The sequence below is a fragment of the Vibrio sp. R12-SW3-ISO1 genome (assembly GCF_059834005.1).
In genome coordinates, this window is record NZ_JCBDGK010000047.1 from 29,237 (window position 1) to 45,204 (window position 15,968).

At 46.5% G+C, this 15,968-nt stretch carries 16 protein-coding genes and 1 pseudogene; 5 read left to right on the top strand and 12 right to left on the bottom strand.

Annotated elements, in window-relative coordinates:
- Positions 1-26: 26 nt before the first annotated feature.
- Positions 27-2,708: a bifunctional acetate--CoA ligase family protein/GNAT family N-acetyltransferase gene (locus AC6R0R_RS14405; RefSeq protein ID WP_500627175.1), complete on the bottom strand. Its 2,682-nt coding sequence runs from the start codon at positions 2,706-2,708 to the stop codon at positions 27-29.
- A gap of 221 nt (positions 2,709-2,929) precedes the next feature.
- Here AC6R0R_RS14405 and AC6R0R_RS14410 point away from each other — a divergent pair, with 221 nt between their 5' ends.
- Together AC6R0R_RS14410 and AC6R0R_RS14415 are read left to right on the top strand one after the other, a co-directional pair.
- Positions 2,930-3,505 (top strand): SPOR domain-containing protein, encoded by a 576-nt coding sequence (locus AC6R0R_RS14410; RefSeq protein ID WP_334551873.1) that lies wholly within the window; start codon positions 2,930-2,932, stop codon positions 3,503-3,505.
- Between the two features lie 171 nt (positions 3,506-3,676).
- Positions 3,677-4,672, top strand: a complete 996-nt coding sequence (locus AC6R0R_RS14415; RefSeq protein ID WP_487901499.1) for a D-alanine--D-alanine ligase — start codon at positions 3,677-3,679, stop codon at positions 4,670-4,672.
- On the opposite strand, the gene AC6R0R_RS14420 is transcribed toward AC6R0R_RS14415, so the two are convergent.
- A complete protein-coding gene (locus tag AC6R0R_RS14420) occupies positions 4,662-5,582 on the bottom strand; it encodes a tyrosine-type recombinase/integrase (RefSeq protein ID WP_500627176.1) in 921 nt (306 codons plus the stop codon). The genes AC6R0R_RS14415 and AC6R0R_RS14420 overlap by 11 nt on opposite strands.
- A 135-nt stretch (positions 5,583-5,717) precedes the next feature.
- Between AC6R0R_RS14420 and AC6R0R_RS14425 the strand changes: the two genes are divergently transcribed.
- Together AC6R0R_RS14425 and yciH are read left to right on the top strand one after the other, a co-directional pair.
- Positions 5,718-6,092, top strand: coding sequence for a DUF3319 domain-containing protein (locus tag AC6R0R_RS14425; protein ID WP_487901497.1), 375 nt, complete (start codon positions 5,718-5,720; stop codon positions 6,090-6,092).
- 1 nt (position 6,093) lies between these two features.
- The gene (yciH, locus tag AC6R0R_RS14430; RefSeq protein ID WP_500627177.1) at positions 6,094-6,405 is read left to right on the top strand and encodes a stress response translation initiation inhibitor YciH; all 312 of its coding nucleotides are present in this window, start codon (positions 6,094-6,096) and stop codon (positions 6,403-6,405) included.
- A 147-nt stretch (positions 6,406-6,552) separates the two neighbouring features.
- On the opposite strand, the pseudogene AC6R0R_RS14435 reads toward yciH, so the two are convergent.
- The 8 genes and pseudogenes from AC6R0R_RS14435 to pntA all read right to left on the bottom strand — a co-directional run.
- Positions 6,553-6,678: pseudogene (locus AC6R0R_RS14435) on the bottom strand (DUF3693 domain-containing protein); the annotation flags it as partial.
- Positions 6,679-7,238: 560 nt separating this feature from the next.
- The gene (locus AC6R0R_RS14440; RefSeq protein WP_500627178.1) at positions 7,239-7,391 is read right to left on the bottom strand and encodes a YoaH family protein; all 153 of its coding nucleotides are present in this window, start codon (positions 7,389-7,391) and stop codon (positions 7,239-7,241) included.
- A gap of 72 nt (positions 7,392-7,463) precedes the next feature.
- Positions 7,464-8,615 carry a conjugal transfer protein TraF gene (locus AC6R0R_RS14445; protein ID WP_500627284.1) on the bottom strand — a complete coding sequence of 384 codons (1,152 nt, stop codon included), beginning with the start codon at positions 8,613-8,615 and terminating at the stop codon, positions 7,464-7,466.
- 60 nt (positions 8,616-8,675) lie between these two features.
- Positions 8,676-9,551 carry a DUF2861 family protein gene (locus AC6R0R_RS14450; protein WP_500627179.1) on the bottom strand — a complete coding sequence of 292 codons (876 nt, stop codon included), beginning with the start codon at positions 9,549-9,551 and terminating at the stop codon, positions 8,676-8,678.
- Between the two features lies 1 nt (position 9,552).
- Complete coding sequence (gene vxrB / locus AC6R0R_RS14455; protein WP_334551881.1) at positions 9,553-10,212, bottom strand: response regulator transcription factor VxrB; 660 nt, start codon at positions 10,210-10,212, stop codon at positions 9,553-9,555.
- The gene (gene vxrA / locus AC6R0R_RS14460) at positions 10,187-11,617 is read right to left on the bottom strand and encodes a sensor histidine kinase VxrA (protein WP_500627285.1); all 1,431 of its coding nucleotides are present in this window, start codon (positions 11,615-11,617) and stop codon (positions 10,187-10,189) included. The genes vxrB and vxrA overlap by 26 nt, the downstream gene beginning before the upstream one ends.
- A gap of 175 nt (positions 11,618-11,792) precedes the next feature.
- Positions 11,793-13,169: a Re/Si-specific NAD(P)(+) transhydrogenase subunit beta gene (pntB, locus tag AC6R0R_RS14465; protein WP_500627180.1), complete on the bottom strand. Its 1,377-nt coding sequence runs from the start codon at positions 13,167-13,169 to the stop codon at positions 11,793-11,795.
- 12 nt (positions 13,170-13,181) lie between these two features.
- Positions 13,182-14,729 (bottom strand): Re/Si-specific NAD(P)(+) transhydrogenase subunit alpha, encoded by a 1,548-nt coding sequence (pntA, locus tag AC6R0R_RS14470; RefSeq protein WP_334551883.1) that lies wholly within the window; start codon positions 14,727-14,729, stop codon positions 13,182-13,184.
- Positions 14,730-14,854: 125 nt separating this feature from the next.
- On the opposite strand from pntA, the gene AC6R0R_RS14475 reads away from it, so the two are divergent.
- Complete coding sequence (locus AC6R0R_RS14475) at positions 14,855-15,130, top strand: hypothetical protein (protein WP_500627181.1); 276 nt, start codon at positions 14,855-14,857, stop codon at positions 15,128-15,130.
- On the opposite strand, the gene AC6R0R_RS14480 is transcribed toward AC6R0R_RS14475, so the two are convergent.
- Together AC6R0R_RS14480 and AC6R0R_RS14485 are read right to left on the bottom strand one after the other, a co-directional pair.
- Entirely contained in the window at positions 15,123-15,401 is a 279-nt protein-coding gene (locus tag AC6R0R_RS14480; protein WP_334551885.1) for an HlyU family transcriptional regulator, read from the bottom strand. The two genes, AC6R0R_RS14475 and AC6R0R_RS14480, sit on opposite strands and share 8 nt — an antisense overlap.
- A 10-nt stretch (positions 15,402-15,411) precedes the next feature.
- Entirely contained in the window at positions 15,412-15,783 is a 372-nt protein-coding gene (locus AC6R0R_RS14485) for a late competence development ComFB family protein (protein ID WP_334551886.1), read from the bottom strand.
- Positions 15,784-15,968: the final 185 nt, after the last annotated feature.

A 15,968-nucleotide genomic window follows, 5' to 3' on the forward strand; every position in this document is an offset into this window, starting at 1 on the left:
ACTCACGGATTTCAACACTTGGCTCCTTAATTCAAGGGTAACACCATATCCGCGACGCCATCTTCAAACTGAATATCAAGGGTGAAGCCAAGTTTTTGCGCCAGCATTAGCATACCGCGGTTGGTAGGCATGGTCATACCGGACATTTGCTTGGTGCCCTTATGGTGGCAGTAATCAATGATCTTTTTCATCAACACCTTGCCTAAACCGATCCCCTTAAGATCGGAACGGATCAAAATCGCGAACTCGGCGTCGGTGTTGTCATGGTTGATTAGTGCGCGTGACACGCCAATGATTTGCGGCTGACCTTGCTCTTCACGCACTGCCACAAACGCCATCTCTCGGTCATAGTCAATTTGTGTTAGATTCGCCAGCGCTTCATGATTAAATTCACCCACATCCGTAAAGAAGCGTTTGTAGAGATCCTCCTTGCTGACGTTGTGAATAAAATCCGCATGAAGCGGCTCATCTTCAGGCAAGATTGGACGAAGGAGTAGGGAGTCACCGTTTTTCAATGTAATCGACTCTTCATACTCTACTGGATACGGTCGAATGGCCAAACGCTGCTGGGCGTCGCCTTGATAGCGTCGTAATGTAAGATCCGCATCGAGGATAGTAAATTGTGAGCCATTTGCTAGTACTGGATGTATATCCAGCTCATGAATTTGAGGGCAATCCACCACTAATTGAGACAAACGAACTAAAAACTCAGAGAGCCCTTGTATGTTCATCGGTTCTGGGAGTTTTTGCAGACGTATCTTGCCATTTTTAATCGCAATGACGATAAGATAACGCGCCAACACCATATTCAACGGCGGTAAAGCGGCGGCCGCGTCAATCGCCTCGTCCCATTCGGAGCCACCTTGACCTATAAGAATTACTGGTCCGAAGGTATTGTCATGTTTGATCTTAATACGAATCTCTTCACCGCCGGCCAATTTCGCCATGCCCTGCACAATCAAACCATGAACATTGGCGGAAGGGTAAGAAAGCTGCGTTCGGTCCAGTATCGCTTGCGCCGCATTTGCCACCTCTTGACTATTTCTTAGATTAAGCATTACACCTTGTACATCGGATTTATGCGCAATGTCAGGTGAGCGAAGCTTTACCGCAACAGGATAGCCAATGCTTTCGGCGATATGCACAGCTTCACTCGCATCGGACGCAAGCCATGTCGGCAGCACATTGAACCCATAGTGCTTGAGTAATGTCCCTATTTGATGAGTATCGAGGTGGCGGACATCATGTTGCTCTAAGCGCTCATTGATCCATACTTTTGCTTCATTTCTATCATTGATCTCGATAGGTTCTGCGGTGGTTGGCGTTTCCATCAGCTGTTTTTGATTTCGTCTGTACTCGACCAAATGCATGAAGGCCACCACAGCGCTCTCCGGTGTACGATAGGTAGGAATGCCCGCTTGGGTAAACAGCAATCGCGCAGGTTTGGCGGTTAACTCGCCAGACCAATTCGTCAAAATGTTGAAACGTCGATGACGAGGATGAGCTCTGACCGCTTCGACAATCGCTCGTGCGGTCTGCTCCGACTCCGCCACGGCTGAGGGACTGTGCATAATCAAAATGGCGTCCGCACAATCTGTATCCATCAAAGCGTTAAGCGTATTCACATAGCGCAAATGGTCTGCGTCGCCAACCATGTCAATGGGGTTACTTTGGCTCCAGCTGGGCGGCAACGCGGAGCTTAAACGCAACATCGTTTCTTCAGACAACTGCGCAAGTTTGCCGCCACGTTCGAGCAGCGTATCCACCGCCATAATCGCTGGGCCACCGCCATTGGTAATGATGGCCAATCGTTCGCCGCGCAAAGGGACGGAGTGAGTCAATGTCTCAACGGCTGCAAACAGTTCATGTGAATTATTGACGCGCAGCATACCTGTACGTCGAATCGCCGAATCATAGATAATATCAAGCGTGTCATCGCCGCCAGTGTGTGCTTTTGCAGCAGCACGTCCGGCTTTTGTTCGCCCACCTTTGAGCACCAGTATTCGACGGTTACGTGACGCCGCACGCGCGGCAGAAAGAAACCGCCTGGCATCTTTGATGGTATCGACATAGAGCAAGATCGCATCAGTGTTGGTGTCGGTGCTGAGGTGATCGAGAAGATCGGCAAAATCGACATCGCTGGCATTGCCAATCGAAATAAATGCCGAAAATCCGATGTCTTTGTCGTTGGCCCAGTCCAAAATGGTGGTGCACATGGCTGCAGACTGGGAAATGAATGCGATTTTGCCTTTTTGCGCCATCACAGGGGAAAACGAAGCATTAAAATGATGCCAAGGGAGGATGAGGCCCAAGCTATTAGGACCGAGCAGGCGCATGCCAGCGGCCCGCGCTATCTCTAAACAGCGTGATTGATTAGTGATACCGTCTTGATCAGGGAGGTGCATGTCCGCCGAAAGAATGATCGCGGCCTTGACTTGTTTGTCGGCAAGCTGACGTATCAGCTCGACATTGTACTTCGCACTAGTACATAAAATCGCGACGTCCGGTACAATCGGCAGCGAATCAATCGTCGGGTAGGCGAGCACGCCACAAACAGAGGAATAACGAGGTGTGACAGGCATGATTGCGCCCTCAAACCCACCTTGTAGTAGGTTTTTCATCACGATGTTGCCCGCTCTCATCGGTCGCGAAGAGGCGCCGATGACGGCGACTGACGAGGGCTTGAGTAACGCAGCGATACTGGACATAACGTGACACTCCTTGAATCTAACTCTCTTTATGGTATCCGAGGTTAGACCCATTCGCTGCGTGAGTTTGACGTAGTTTTAATCAGATCACTGTGTTGCTCACTGACTTTGTGTCATGTGTCACAAGAGTCTTAGTATATAATTTCATTGTTGGGTTGATTATACGATTATCTAACGGCATGATTTACAGTAATTTCTAGTTTAAGGCATTCGAATATCCCATGAAAAAAATCGCAATAGTAGGCCTGTCCGTCGTTCTCTCCGCTTGTGTATCCAGTGATTACGTCACCGATGTCAGCTCAGAGAGCTACCGTGAAGATTACCAAACGGCATCTGTCGCCAAACCTGTCGTCTCTGAGCAGGGCATGGCAAAAGATGTGACCGAAAGTAACGTCAAGCCTAATGTTGTGAAAATGTCACCAGAATCTAGCAAGCAAGTGGTGAAAAAGCAGCCACAAAGCAAGCCTGCTGTTGCAATCATACCGCCGACAGCTAAACAGAAAGCGATGAATCCACGTTTTGGTTTTACGATTCAAGTCGCGGCCGTAGGGTCACAAACGAAAGTTGACCAGTTTGCTCGACAACTACCTCAAGGTGATCAACCGATTTGGGAAAACTACAAAGTCGTGAACGGCACAAAGTGGTACACCGTACTTTATGGGGATTATGCGACGCGTGCGGATGCCAAAAAAGCAGTGAGTGAATTACCAGCCGAACTGCAAGCACTCAAGCCATTTGTTAAGAGCATCGATGATATTAAGAACTCTCAGTACCCGACGCTCAACAAACTAAACTGATAGAATGAAAGGGGCCAAGCGCCCCTTTTTTCATGACTCTTCTTATTATCCGCTTAGAAATTCAACAACTAACCAACTAACTCGATATGAATAGACGAAAAACGTGTAAACGCTCCCGAGTTTTCATTAAGATCGGATAAGCCTCTTTGTTGCATTACGGAAAGACCATCAATGACGACCAACATCTTATTACTCTGTGGCGGCGGCTCATCTGAGCACGAAGTCTCACTCGTTTCAGCCAATTACCTGCAAGAACAACTTACCTTGACGGATGGGTTCAACGTCGTACGCGTTGAAATGCGCTCTGATGGCTGGCATACCGAAGATGATGAGTTAGTCTATCTCGATACCAATGCAGGCACCTTAAATACCGCAACAGATGCCATCACGCTCGATTTTGTCGTACCGTGCATACACGGTTACCCAGGGGAAACGGGTGATATTCAATCAATGCTCGAGCTATCAGGGATTCCTTATCTAGGCTGTGGACCTGAGGCGAGCACCAACAGCTTCAATAAGATCACCTCTAAGCTTTGGTACGACGCATTAGGCATCCCCAACACACCTTACTTGTTTCTCACAGAAAACACAGAAGAAACTTATCAGCAGAGTAAGCAAGCCTTTGAAAACTGGGGTAGTGTGTTTGTCAAAGCGGCGAGACAGGGCTCTTCCGTTGGTTGTTACAAGGTCACTAATATCGATCAGCTGCGTACAGCGATTGCAGACGCGTTCACATTTTCCGATCAGGTTTTGGTCGAAAAAGCCGTGAAGCCACGAGAACTCGAAGTGGCGGCCTACGAAATGGATGGCCAACTGCACATTACCTTACCCGGTGAAGTAAAGGCGCCTGCGGATGCCTTTTACAGCTACGAAGAAAAATACAGCGCAACGAGCCATTCCACAACGGATATTGTCGCGTCTAATCTCACCGAGCAGCAACAACAGATGATTCGACTCAACGCTGAAAAGGTCTTTACCCACATGAAGCTGCGTCATCTCTCTCGGATCGATTTCTTTTTGACGCAAGAGGGTGAGCTTTACCTTAATGAAGTCAACACCTTCCCTGGGATGACCCCAATCTCAATGTTCCCTAAGATGGTGGTCAACGATGGTGTGCCATTCCATCAGTTTCTCGCCAATTGCGTGACAACGTCACTCAATCAATAGGGCGGATCACTTTATATTTGAGCCTTTCATGCGCTGCTCGCACTGTATTACCAACATAGTAATAGGGCATAGCAGCGCTCCTCCAACGACCGTAGGTCTGAATCTCACGCGTTTTTATACCTTGTTTAGCTAACTCGATCGCTCCACCTACACGCAAAGACTGACCAGAAAAATCCAGTGCCAAGCCAAGCTTGTCACTCGCTGAGCGCATGATTCGGTATATTGAGGAGTCATCCAAAGGTGCGGTACCAAACCGACCATGTTTGTCTATTGCGACAAAAAGAGGACCGGGAGCCACACCACGTAAAATCAACCAACGATTGAGCTTTTCTGTCGCACCTATACTTAATCGATAATACTCATTGTCTAAGCTCAAAATCCCCTGCGATGCCTCAATCGTCACATTGTTAACAGTAAGCGATTTGAGCTCTGAACGTTTTAACAAGCACTCAAACATCACATGATAAATCGCTAAATTTCGAACATCGATTGGCGTATTCGAACGCTCAAGCTTATCAGTTAGCGCATCGAGCGAGGATTTAGTAAAGGCATGGCTTGATGTTGCATCCCCACGTTTTTCGTTGCTAAGTTCAGACATCAAGCGCCGAACAGAGTGGGTGTTGACGGGATCGTCGTAGCCCAATATACGGTGCATTAAACTTATGGTGACGCTGTAACGACGAATGGAGGCGTACTTTCTGTTTCTCGATTCCGACTGCAGAAATAACCGTACCGCTGTCGAGGCGGCTGGCAGCGCGACAACATGGTGACTAAGACAAAAGTTGTAGAAACGATTCCAATCGTTACTCATCGCCAAGACGGAATTGTGCGAGTATTGCCCATCGGTAACAAGGTTAAGGTCTTGAATTGTCGTCTGTTTGTTGAGTGCACGAGTCAATGTTTGTCTCATGCTGTTATCGGTCACTATTCGAACATTTTTTCTCATGGGTTCACTATAAAAACGCACAAACTCATATCGAGATACTTGATAAACAAGGAATTACAATTATCATTAATTTAACTCATAACTAAGACAATAAATACTATGCCAGTAGCGACTTATCGAGGTTTTAACCTTAAAACTGCCGGGAACTCTACAGAGATTTGGCAAGTGCAAATCAAAAACCACCAACTGCAAGGCAGCATGGCGGCGGTAAAGAAGAGTATTGATTGGTTTTGCGATACTGCGACCATTATCGATCCCCGCGAGTTCAGTTCCATCAACTCGAAACGTGAAGGTTCAGGCCAGCCAGCACAAGAGAATTTTAATGGCTTCACCCTAAAGAATGATACAGGCGAACCCAACGCTTGGTATTGTTTTTTCAATGGCAGGTTACTTAAGGGCGGAAAACTTGCCATTCAGAAGCACATAGAGGCATACTTGGTCGCGAAACAAAAAGCAGAGCAACAGAAGAAGTAATATGTCTTTAGTGTATTCAACAGAAGTTGGCCGAATTAAGCCAGATGAAGAGAAAGTACAACGCCCAAAAGGCGACGGTATTGTGCGTATTCAACGTCAAACCAAAGGCCGCAAAGGCAAAGGCGTGAGTATTGTCACTGGCCTTGATTTGGATGACGCGCCATTGAAACTCCTCGCAGCAGAACTTAAGAAAGTGTGTGGCTGCGGCGGTTCAGTTAAAGATGGCAACATTGAGATTCAAGGCGACGGGCGAGATAAAATCAAAGCCCATCTAGAAAAGAAAGGCTTTACGGTAAAGCTCGCTGGCGGTTAATGCTAAGTAATAAGCGGTTTGGTAATCGCAGATTAACAAACTGATTATTAGGTATTTTATGGTAAATTTAGTTATGTTTAATCAATGCTGTATTTAACCGTAAAGATCGAATAGGGAGCGTGGCTCCCTATATTTGAACGACCATATTTAACATAAGATAGATAATACGCACTCATTAACACGTTGAAATAGACCATCTGAGCTAAGGCTAAACACCGCATAAGCACCTGATACGCTTGTAATTCCTAGCCCGTTAAACTTTTTTGCGATCTGATTCCATAAAGCCTACGCTTCGTGCGACTTGGCTTTATCGGCCGCCAAGTAAACCAACACCATTTCTTTGTCCGCACAAACTTTCTCTGTTGACGATACTGTGCGCGACTTAAAAACGGCGCTAACCAAATCGCCTTTAGTTGGACGCCGTAGCACCTTAAATATCATCCACGTTTAACTCTCGTCGTATTGATTGTATTTGATTAAGCCCAACTCACGTTACAACGTCACCAAGGTCCCGCGTCCAAATAACTATTCAAATTTATAGGTTACTGTAAATGACAAGGCGACATCGTTGGTCAAAGTCCGCATCAGTGACGGCATCACCCAGAAGCATGATTAACTGGCAATAGTGAGCGCTTACACCGACCGACTTTCAGTTGTGTAATTAAATTACACCATGAAGCGGGAAGAAGTTAACAGCAGAATAACAAACCAACATAACCCATTGTAATTAATAAACTTAATCTTGATATTATTGATTTCGACATAACTTTCAGTTTCTGTAACCACTTTGTTTTAGGCAAAAAAAAGAGAGCCATTGGCTCTCTTTAGGTGGGTTATTGTTTGTTTTCTGCTGCGGCTTTGCGTATGTCATCGGCAACGACTTTTATTGCCTGCGCGGTACTCATCCCGCCTGCCATTAGCTCTTGAATCCGCTCTACGGCTTTTTGCTGCTCTTCGTGTGTCAGCGGTGGTAAATCATCAAACATAAAAAAGGCTCCTTTTTATAGGAGCCCGACTATAGTACGAATTATTCGAGGTGGCTAGCGCTACCCTCGCCTTTAGTAACTACCTAAGAAATTAATAAAGGCGCCCATAGAATCTTCATTGGTGTAGCTTGCACCAATATCGAGTTGGAACAGGTTCAATGGCGATATGCCTATACCTGCTGTCAGCGTGTCATCTTGATTGTCATACGCAAGATTGCGTTTCCATCCAGCTCGCAGCTTTAACTGACGCATGATATCAATTTCGCCACCAATTCTGAGCATTTGTGTATTGTCTTCAAAGTCGGTGTAACGTTTGTCTTCATTAAGGTCGTAGTCAACACTGATTGTCGCGTAGTCGGCGACTAAACCAAAACCGACGGTGTATTGCGGTCCTAGTTGATATTGATACGTACGCCCAGAGATTGGAGTCGCGTTAGTTTCGATGTCGCGACTGATCAAGTTGGTCGCAGAGATGCCTGCTCGTAACGGGCCATGGAACCACAAGAAACCTGCATCCATATTGAACATGGTTTCGCCAGTTCCGTTTTCACGTACGTCTGTTATATCGTAGTCAGCTAGAGATGCTTCATACACGTATGTGTAAATACGCTGCAGTTTTGGTGAGACACCAAACGCGATGTGTTGTCCGAGAAATGTCTGATATTTAGCTAGAGAGATACCCGCTTCCGCAACTCCGATAGAAACAGCACTGACAGAGCTATTTTGCGCATTTTCTAAAATACGTTGCTCCTCCGTGCCTGCTGTACTATCCGTTGCAATATCAGGAGTTGCGTACGACTCGGTGTATAACTTGCCGAATACATTGGCAGCGATAAAACTATTCGGAATTGCAAATGCTACTACGCCACCCATTTCCAACTTAGCTTGATCGCCTTGCAGATCATCAAGCGCTTGTCCTAACTCGTTAATTCTACTAGGGTCATTGGTCTCTAATAGGTCCGCCACTGTATCAAGATCATTCACCATATTATCTTGATCACTATACGAGAGACCAAAAGAAGGCACGATCATACCGACATCATCATTGCGACGGTAAATAGCGGTAAGCGCGGGATTGTAGAACGGTGCAGTGAGAAAATTGGCGGATACCACCCCTACGCCACCCATGGCATCACCACGTGCTTCAATGGCATAGTTGGCGGCAGAGGCTGACGTGGCAGCCAGAGCAATAGAGAGGCTCAACAGTTTAATTTTATTATCCATAGCGATATAAATCTTTTCAGTTCCATTCATTTATATCGTCTTATTGTCTATGAACTTTAACTATTCCTCTACAGAAACATCATAGGTTTTGCTGATAATTTGGGATTGTTCAACAATTATTGGCCCCTGCCAACGTTGTTGATTGATGGAAACGGCCAACACGTAACGACCTGCTGGCACGACATTCGGTTTCAGCGCAGTCGGAAAATCGGAAACATGTACCTCTGTCCAAATTTGGTTGTATTTGCCATCCACATAGTCATAAATCCCCGTTTCTAGCTTAGGCAATGGGCAGTGCGGGTTGAGTAATGCGGTGCGATCGATACTCCACTCGTCCTTTGATTTCCAACGAACATCAATCGCAGCATTGGGTTCGCCAAGCAGCACCCAAGCACTCCAAGAGGATTGGTCGGCAGCAGTGACGTCCAATCGATAGAGCCCCATAGGTAAACGACTGTTCAAGTTGTATCGCTTAATGTATTTACTCAGGCCACTTTCGTTACCTGGTAACTTAGTCAAAGTGTTGTCAGTGGATATATTACGAGATACCCACTGGGTTAATGCGATATCTCGAATGGGCTTTTCTGAATCCACTTCGACGATGGCTCGAAACGCATCGCGCCCAGGGCTTTCAATGTTAGTACGGCGGATGACAACCGAGGATATCCACGAGGGCGTGGGATTGGTATCTAGGCCTTTTCCACAGTCCACTTCAAGCGATTGAAGGAGTAACGAATTGAGGTGGCTTGATAAATTTGAGGTTGACTCGAGTTGCCAAACTTCCACCAATGAAGAAAACATACCCGACAAGTTATTGTTGAGTAGATGCTTATGAGCTTGAGTCAACGGTGTGTTGTCCTCAAACCAAGGCGCGGTATCGCTGAGTGCAGGTGCACTCGCAATGAGTGCACCCCATAAGAGAGCCCGTATCTTCATATTAGGCTTTCATTTTGTATCCAACACCACGCAAGGTCTCGATTTCTAGACCTGGAAGTTTTTGACGTAACTGCAATACATGTGTGTCAACCGTACGTGTGGTAGGAAAATGATTGTATCCCCAAACATGATCAAGCAATTCGTCACGAGTAAACACGCGGCCTAAGTTACTGGCTAAGAACAACAAGAGATCAAACTCTGTACGTGTTAAGGTGATGGATTCCTCTTTGTAGAAAACTTCACGGGTCGCTTTATCGATCACCAAGTCGCTAGTCGTCACTTTCGAGTCATCTTGAGCCTCGGCGTCCGGAGAGCGCAGCTGCGCACGAATTCGAGCAAATAGTTCCGCTTCAGCGAAAGGTTTGGTTAAATAGTCATTCGCACCGGCATCTAAACCTGTGACTTTGTCTTTTACCGTTACCAGAGCCGTCAATAAGATCACTGGAACATCTTTGATTTTTTTCCAATCGGTTAAGTGCGCTACAGAATCACCATCAGGCAATTGGCGATCAAGCACCACCAAGTCTGCTTTATCCCAGTACTGTGCCACGTCCGCAATGGTTTCAGAGTGAAAACATTCGTAACCTGCTTGTTCAAGGCTAACTAGTAGGCCGTCAGCTAAATTTTTGTCGTCTTCAACGAGAAGCAGTGTCTGTTTCACAGGGTATCTCCAATATAAATGTTGTCGGTGGGCCGATGAGGTTCATAGTTCCGCCCATACGTCCGACCATCGATTCAACTATGGTTAATCCTAAGCCCAGGCCGCTTTTACTCACAAAGGGTTTGCGCAAATTGCGCCAGTCTTTATGGGTTAACTGGCCTTGGTCTTTGACCTTTAGCGTAATCATGTCCACTGAGGTTTCAACCTCAAGTTGAACAGGAGCAACGCCATATTTAATGGCATTGCGGATTAAGTTGTCGATGCAAGTCCCTAGCCAGTAGACATTAAGCTTTGCCGCGACATCTTGGTTAATTAAGAACTCAACTTTGTCGCCAAATTCTTCTTCTAATTTGAACTCAAGCCATTCGCTGACAGATGGTACCCAATCTGCGGCCAATGGTTTGTTATCTGATTGCAAATAATCTTTACTGGCTTCGGCCAGTTGGCGCAATCGTCTAGAATCTTCACATAATCGACGAAATTCGTCGTACACTGACTCTGGCAGCTTTTCAAACTCACGACGAAAGCCTTCAACCGTCAAGGATAAACTGGCGATTGGCGTACGCAGTTCGTGCGTTAAGATCTGCAAAATCAGCATACGGCTTTTCATTTCTTGGCGCTTGGTGTTCCAGCGATACGTCAACCAACCCAGTACCAGCAAAATGTTCGCGACAACCAAAACCGCCATGCTGATTCGTAAGATCTCTGATTGATCTTCAATATCCCAACACAAATTGCCCCGCTGTGCGAAACAACGTACCGCCGTGGATTTCGGCTCTACTTTTAGACCACTCTGATCGACATAGGTTTTCCAAACATTGTCTGGATACACCAAATATTCATCATTATTGCGAAGCCAGAGTGCATTTCGATCCAAAAACATGCTGGATCCTGCCAATAGTGCCAACATGGCAGACTCATCCATTCTCTGCAATCGCCCTAATAAGGTCGTTTCTGGATCGAGCGGACGCTCTTTGATGTGCATGTATTGCGATAGCTCATCCAGTTTTTCCGGATGCAGTGCCACATAACGACTTGCGTAGGTTCCGCCGCCAGGATGGATAAGCGCACTGCGCGCAAACCACTTGGTGCTCACGGTATTCCCTTTACATACAGAACGGGTAAACACCAACGGCTCCGTCACTAAAGGGCTCAGAGGGAGCTTACCTGTACAGTCTCTTGCGAGATCATACAAGCGCTGAATATCTTTGAGAGGATAATGCGCCGTTTGCGGCAGCATAGATTCAGGCGTAAGCAAACGTGTGGGGTAATCGGCCTGTAGTACGCGAATGTCGTAACTCACTACCGCCTCAGAGCGGTCAAACATATCAATAAATGTGTCGATACGCTCAGGCAAAGAGTTCGCGAACGCGCTCTTTGTGGCCAGAGTTATCAAAGCAGTTATCAGTATGTTTACGGGTTTAATCACTGTAAAAATTTATTAAATCAGTAAGTTAGAAATAGAATAAACCATTATGACAAAAATAGACATTTCAAATGTAATATTGATGTCAGGAATCATTACCACTAAAACGCATAAAGCCAGCATTACGCTGGCTTTATCGTACTGTGAGGGGAGATTACAACGCTTTGGAGATGGCGTCGACACTCTCTTTCGCATCACCAAACAGCATCTGAGTGTTCTCCTTAAAGAACAATGGGTTCTGAACGCCAGCGTAACCGGTGTTCATAGAGCGTTTGAAGACAATCACGTTTTGCGCATTCCACACTTCTAAAACGGGCATGCCAGCGATCGGGCTGTTTGGATCTTCCAGCGCGGCTGGGTTCACCGTGTCGTTCGCACCGATGACAAGCACGGTATCGGTCTCTGAGAAATCGTCATTGATTTCATCCATTTCCAATACGATGTCGTAAGGAACTTTCGCTTCCGCGAGCAATACGTTCATATGACCAGGTAGTCGGCCAGCAACAGGGTGAATACCAAATCGCACCTCCACACCTTGTGCACGAAGTTTTTCGGTAATTTCATGCACTGGGTACTGCGCTTGAGCAACGGCCATACCGTATCCTGGTGTGATGATCACAGACTTAGAGTTCTTGAGCATCTCGGCCACTTCTTCTGCTGTGGTCTCGCGGTGTTCACCTTGCTCAACATCTTCAGAGATCACCACTTCTTGACCAAAACCACCGGCGATCACACTAATGAACGAGCGGTTCATCGCTTTACACATGATGTAGGAGAGAATCGCACCGGAAGAACCTACAAGCGCACCGGTGACAATCAAGAGATCGTTGGCGAGCATGAAACCGGCCGCTGCCGCTGCCCAACCTGAGTAAGAGTTGAGCATCGAAACCACCACAGGCATGTCCGCCCCGCCGATGGACGCAACCAGGTGGTAACCAAACGCAAACGCAATCAACGTCATCACAAGCAGTGCGAACATACTGCCGTCAGCGTTGACAAAGTGCACCATCAAAAGCGTTGATATCACAATCGCCGCAAGGTTCATTTTGTGCTTATGCGGCAGATTTAACGGTGAAGATGACACAATACCGCGCAGCTTACCAAATGCGACCACGGAACCTGTAAAGGTAACCGCACCAATGAAGACACCTAGGAACACCTCAACCAAGTGGATAACGTGCTCGGCATGCGTTGCTGCCTCTGGTGCGTCGAGGTAGCTGTTGTAACCAACCAATACTGCCGCCATACCAACAAAACTGTGCAAAATTGCTACTAGTTCTGGCATTTCGGTCATTTCGACTTTCTTCGCATAGTGGATGCCGATACCCCCACCGATCACCATAGCAACGATGATCCACGCAAAGCCTTGCGATTCAGGACCAAAGATCGTGGCGATCAACGCGATCGACATACCAGCGATACCATAGTAGTTACCTGCGCGAGCAGACTCCTGCTTTGACAACCCGGCCAAACTTAAAATAAAGAATAATGCAGCAACAATGTAAGCTGCTTGTACTAATCCTGCAGACATCCTTGTTACTCCTTAGTCTTTACGGAACATTTCAAGCATACGCTTGGTGACGGTGAATCCACCGAAGATGTTAATACTGGCAATCAACACAGCGATGAACGCCAAAAATGATACCACTCCGTTGCCTTGGCCAATTTGTAACAAAGCGCCGACAACAATAATGCCAGAAATTGCATTGGTCACCGACATCAACGGTGTATGCAGAGCGTGTGTGACGTTCCAAACCACGTAGTAGCCAACGACACATGCAAGAACAAACACAGTAAAATGTGACAAGAAGGCCGCTGGCGCGACAGAGGCTATCCATGCAAACGCTCCGACACCCACAGCTAACGCCGCCAGTTTCTTAACTGGTGAAGTGGGCTCTTCAACTTTCGGCTCTGCTTTTACTGGCTGCGCTTTTTTCTGCTCTGGTTGAGCTGAGACTTTGATTGGTGGCGCAGGCCAGGTCACTTCACCCTCTTTAACTACAGTGACACCGCGGATAACAACATCATCAAAATCGATGGTGATGTTGCCATCTTTCTCTTTGCACAGCAGTTTGAGCAAGTTGACCAAGTTGGTTGAATAGAGCTGCGATGACTGTGTGGGCAATCGGCCGACCATATCGGTGTAGCCCACGACTTTGACACCATTGGCTGTGGTGATCACTTTGTCTGCTTCAGTGTATTCGCAGTTACCGCCGTTGGCCGCAGCCAAATCAACAATCACACTGCCCGCTTTCATGCTGTCGACCATCTCTTTGGTGATAAGCTTAGGTGCAGGGCGACCCGGGATCAGTGCCGTAGTGATGATGATGTCGACATCCTTCGCTTGCTCAGCGTAAAGCTCAGCCGCTTTTTTGTTAAACTCATCCGACATCTCTTTCGCATAACCATCGCCAGCGCCAGAATCTTCTTTGAAGTCGACTTCAAGGAACTCAGCGCCCATCGATTGCACTTGCTCTTTTACTTCTGGGCGCACGTCAAACGCACGAACGATCGCACCAAGACTGCCGGCTGCACCGATCGCAGCTAGACCAGCAACACCAGCACCAGCCACCAAAACTTTCGCTGGTGGCACCTTACCCGCGGCGGTAATTTGCCCAGTAAAGAATCGACCAAACTCATGCGCGGCTTCAACTACAGCACGATAACCGGCAATATTTGCCATTGATGAGAGCGCATCTAACGCTTGAGCACGTGAGATACGCGGCACAGCATCCATCGCCATAACATTAATGTTTTTGCTCGAAAGCTTCTCCATCAATTCTGGGTTTTGTGCTGGCCAAATAAAGCTAATCAGCGTGGCCCCTTCCTTGATCAAAGCCAACTCATCCAGCGTGTCATCGATAATCGGCGCATTGACCTTTAAAATGACGTCTGATTGCCACACGTCTTGCGTTGAGACGATGCTCGCCCCTGCGGCTTCAAACGCACCATTATCAAAACTGGCTTTCTCTCCTGCTCCTGATTCAACGGCAACGCTGAACCCCAATTTAATTAATTGCTCGACCGATTTGGGTGACGCAGCAACACGCGTCTCACCGGGGAGCGACTCTCTTGGCACACCAATCTGCATTAGCTATTCCTTGACTATTCGCAACACTGTTTGATTTGTTTTTATCCAACGTAAAAACAGACTGCAAGTCTTTTTAAAAACTTGCTGAAAAAATCATGAGTTATAACCGTTGGGAATGAAGGATTGTGCGTCTGAACGACAAAAAGGACAAGACAGAAACCATTGATAGGAGGTCAAACCAGTTGCGTCCAGTGCAAGCAAAAATTTCCTTTAAAACAACAAATTATCTTACTCACCAAAACAAAGAAGCCATCAGCATAACGGCTAATGGCTTCTTAGAGTATGATGTTCATCAAATTGAGGAGTTATCACAGCAAAATAATCAATCAGGCGAACTCTCTATGGGTTACTTTCCCATTACGCGTCTTATTACGTCACTGTTAACGAAAACTGTTAGTTAAAAATACTGTCACCCATTTGATCAATGAACATTTGTGATTTTTTCAGCATCAATTCATTGGCATCGTCTTTACTAGCGAGCACATCCGAGCGAATAAAACGGTGTGATAGGATCTCGCCCTCTTTTTCTTTCTCAATACGTCCTGCAATACGGTATTGACCGCCTTCTGCAATGGATTCTTGATAAATGAGATAACCTTTATATTCAACCGGCTCTACCGCGACGGCTTGTTGTGATTTTCCGCCACCAAATAGACGTGAAAACAATCCCATTTATAACTCCTTACTTACGACTTTTCATGGATACAATCGGCTTCTCAAACCATTCCAGCTCCAAGTCATCATCAAAACGTGGCTTGTTGATGATCACCGGAATCTCATCTTTACGATTTTTACGTCGGTCGTCAACGATCAGGCTCACAGCAGAGGAGACCGCTGTCTCAGCATACTCTTTTAACGCCACTAAACGTTCTTCTGGGAGTGCAGAGAGAAAGTCGACATCAAAACGAATGTAGACTGGCCTCAATTGGCTGAGCGCAAGACACGCTAAATCGGCCAATTGATCATGGTCGAATCTCTGAGTAAATTCTTCTCGCGCAAGCACGTGTCCAACTAAGGTTTCCATGTAATTGTGGACATCAACGCTAATCTGCATATCAATCACTCCTTTTCGTTATGCTTCTGGTATCAGTATGTGGAACATTACCTAAAATTGCCATGCAATAGAGTCATTTAGATATGATGGTGTTCAAACATTAAACATATGATCCAATTTGCTACTTAAGTTTAGTAAAAAGCTTGGATTTTCAGCAAATCAAAGTATTCTTATCTTTTGCTATT

Coding starts and splice junctions, on each gene's coding strand:
- pntB (WP_500627180.1), bottom strand. CDS start 13,169: ATGTCTGCAGGATTAGTACAAGCAGCTTACATTGTTGCTGCATTATTC.
- AC6R0R_RS14420 (WP_500627176.1), bottom strand. CDS start 5,582: ATGAGACAAACATTGACTCGTGCACTCAACAAACAGACGACAATTCAA.
- pntA (WP_334551883.1), bottom strand. CDS start 14,729: ATGCAGATTGGTGTGCCAAGAGAGTCGCTCCCCGGTGAGACGCGTGTT.
- AC6R0R_RS14415 (WP_487901499.1), top strand. CDS start 3,677: ATGACGACCAACATCTTATTACTCTGTGGCGGCGGCTCATCTGAGCAC.
- AC6R0R_RS14440 (WP_500627178.1), bottom strand. CDS start 7,391: ATGTTTGATGATTTACCACCGCTGACACACGAAGAGCAGCAAAAAGCC.
- AC6R0R_RS14480 (WP_334551885.1), bottom strand. CDS start 15,401: ATGGGATTGTTTTCACGTCTATTTGGTGGCGGAAAATCACAACAAGCC.
- AC6R0R_RS14410 (WP_334551873.1), top strand. CDS start 2,930: ATGAAAAAAATCGCAATAGTAGGCCTGTCCGTCGTTCTCTCCGCTTGT.
- AC6R0R_RS14425 (WP_487901497.1), top strand. CDS start 5,718: ATGCCAGTAGCGACTTATCGAGGTTTTAACCTTAAAACTGCCGGGAAC.
- AC6R0R_RS14450 (WP_500627179.1), bottom strand. CDS start 9,551: ATGAAGATACGGGCTCTCTTATGGGGTGCACTCATTGCGAGTGCACCT.
- AC6R0R_RS14405 (WP_500627175.1), bottom strand. CDS start 2,708: ATGTCCAGTATCGCTGCGTTACTCAAGCCCTCGTCAGTCGCCGTCATC.
- AC6R0R_RS14445 (WP_500627284.1), bottom strand. CDS start 8,615: ATGGATAATAAAATTAAACTGTTGAGCCTCTCTATTGCTCTGGCTGCC.
- yciH (WP_500627177.1), top strand. CDS start 6,094: ATGTCTTTAGTGTATTCAACAGAAGTTGGCCGAATTAAGCCAGATGAA.
- AC6R0R_RS14485 (WP_334551886.1), bottom strand. CDS start 15,783: ATGCAGATTAGCGTTGATGTCCACAATTACATGGAAACCTTAGTTGGA.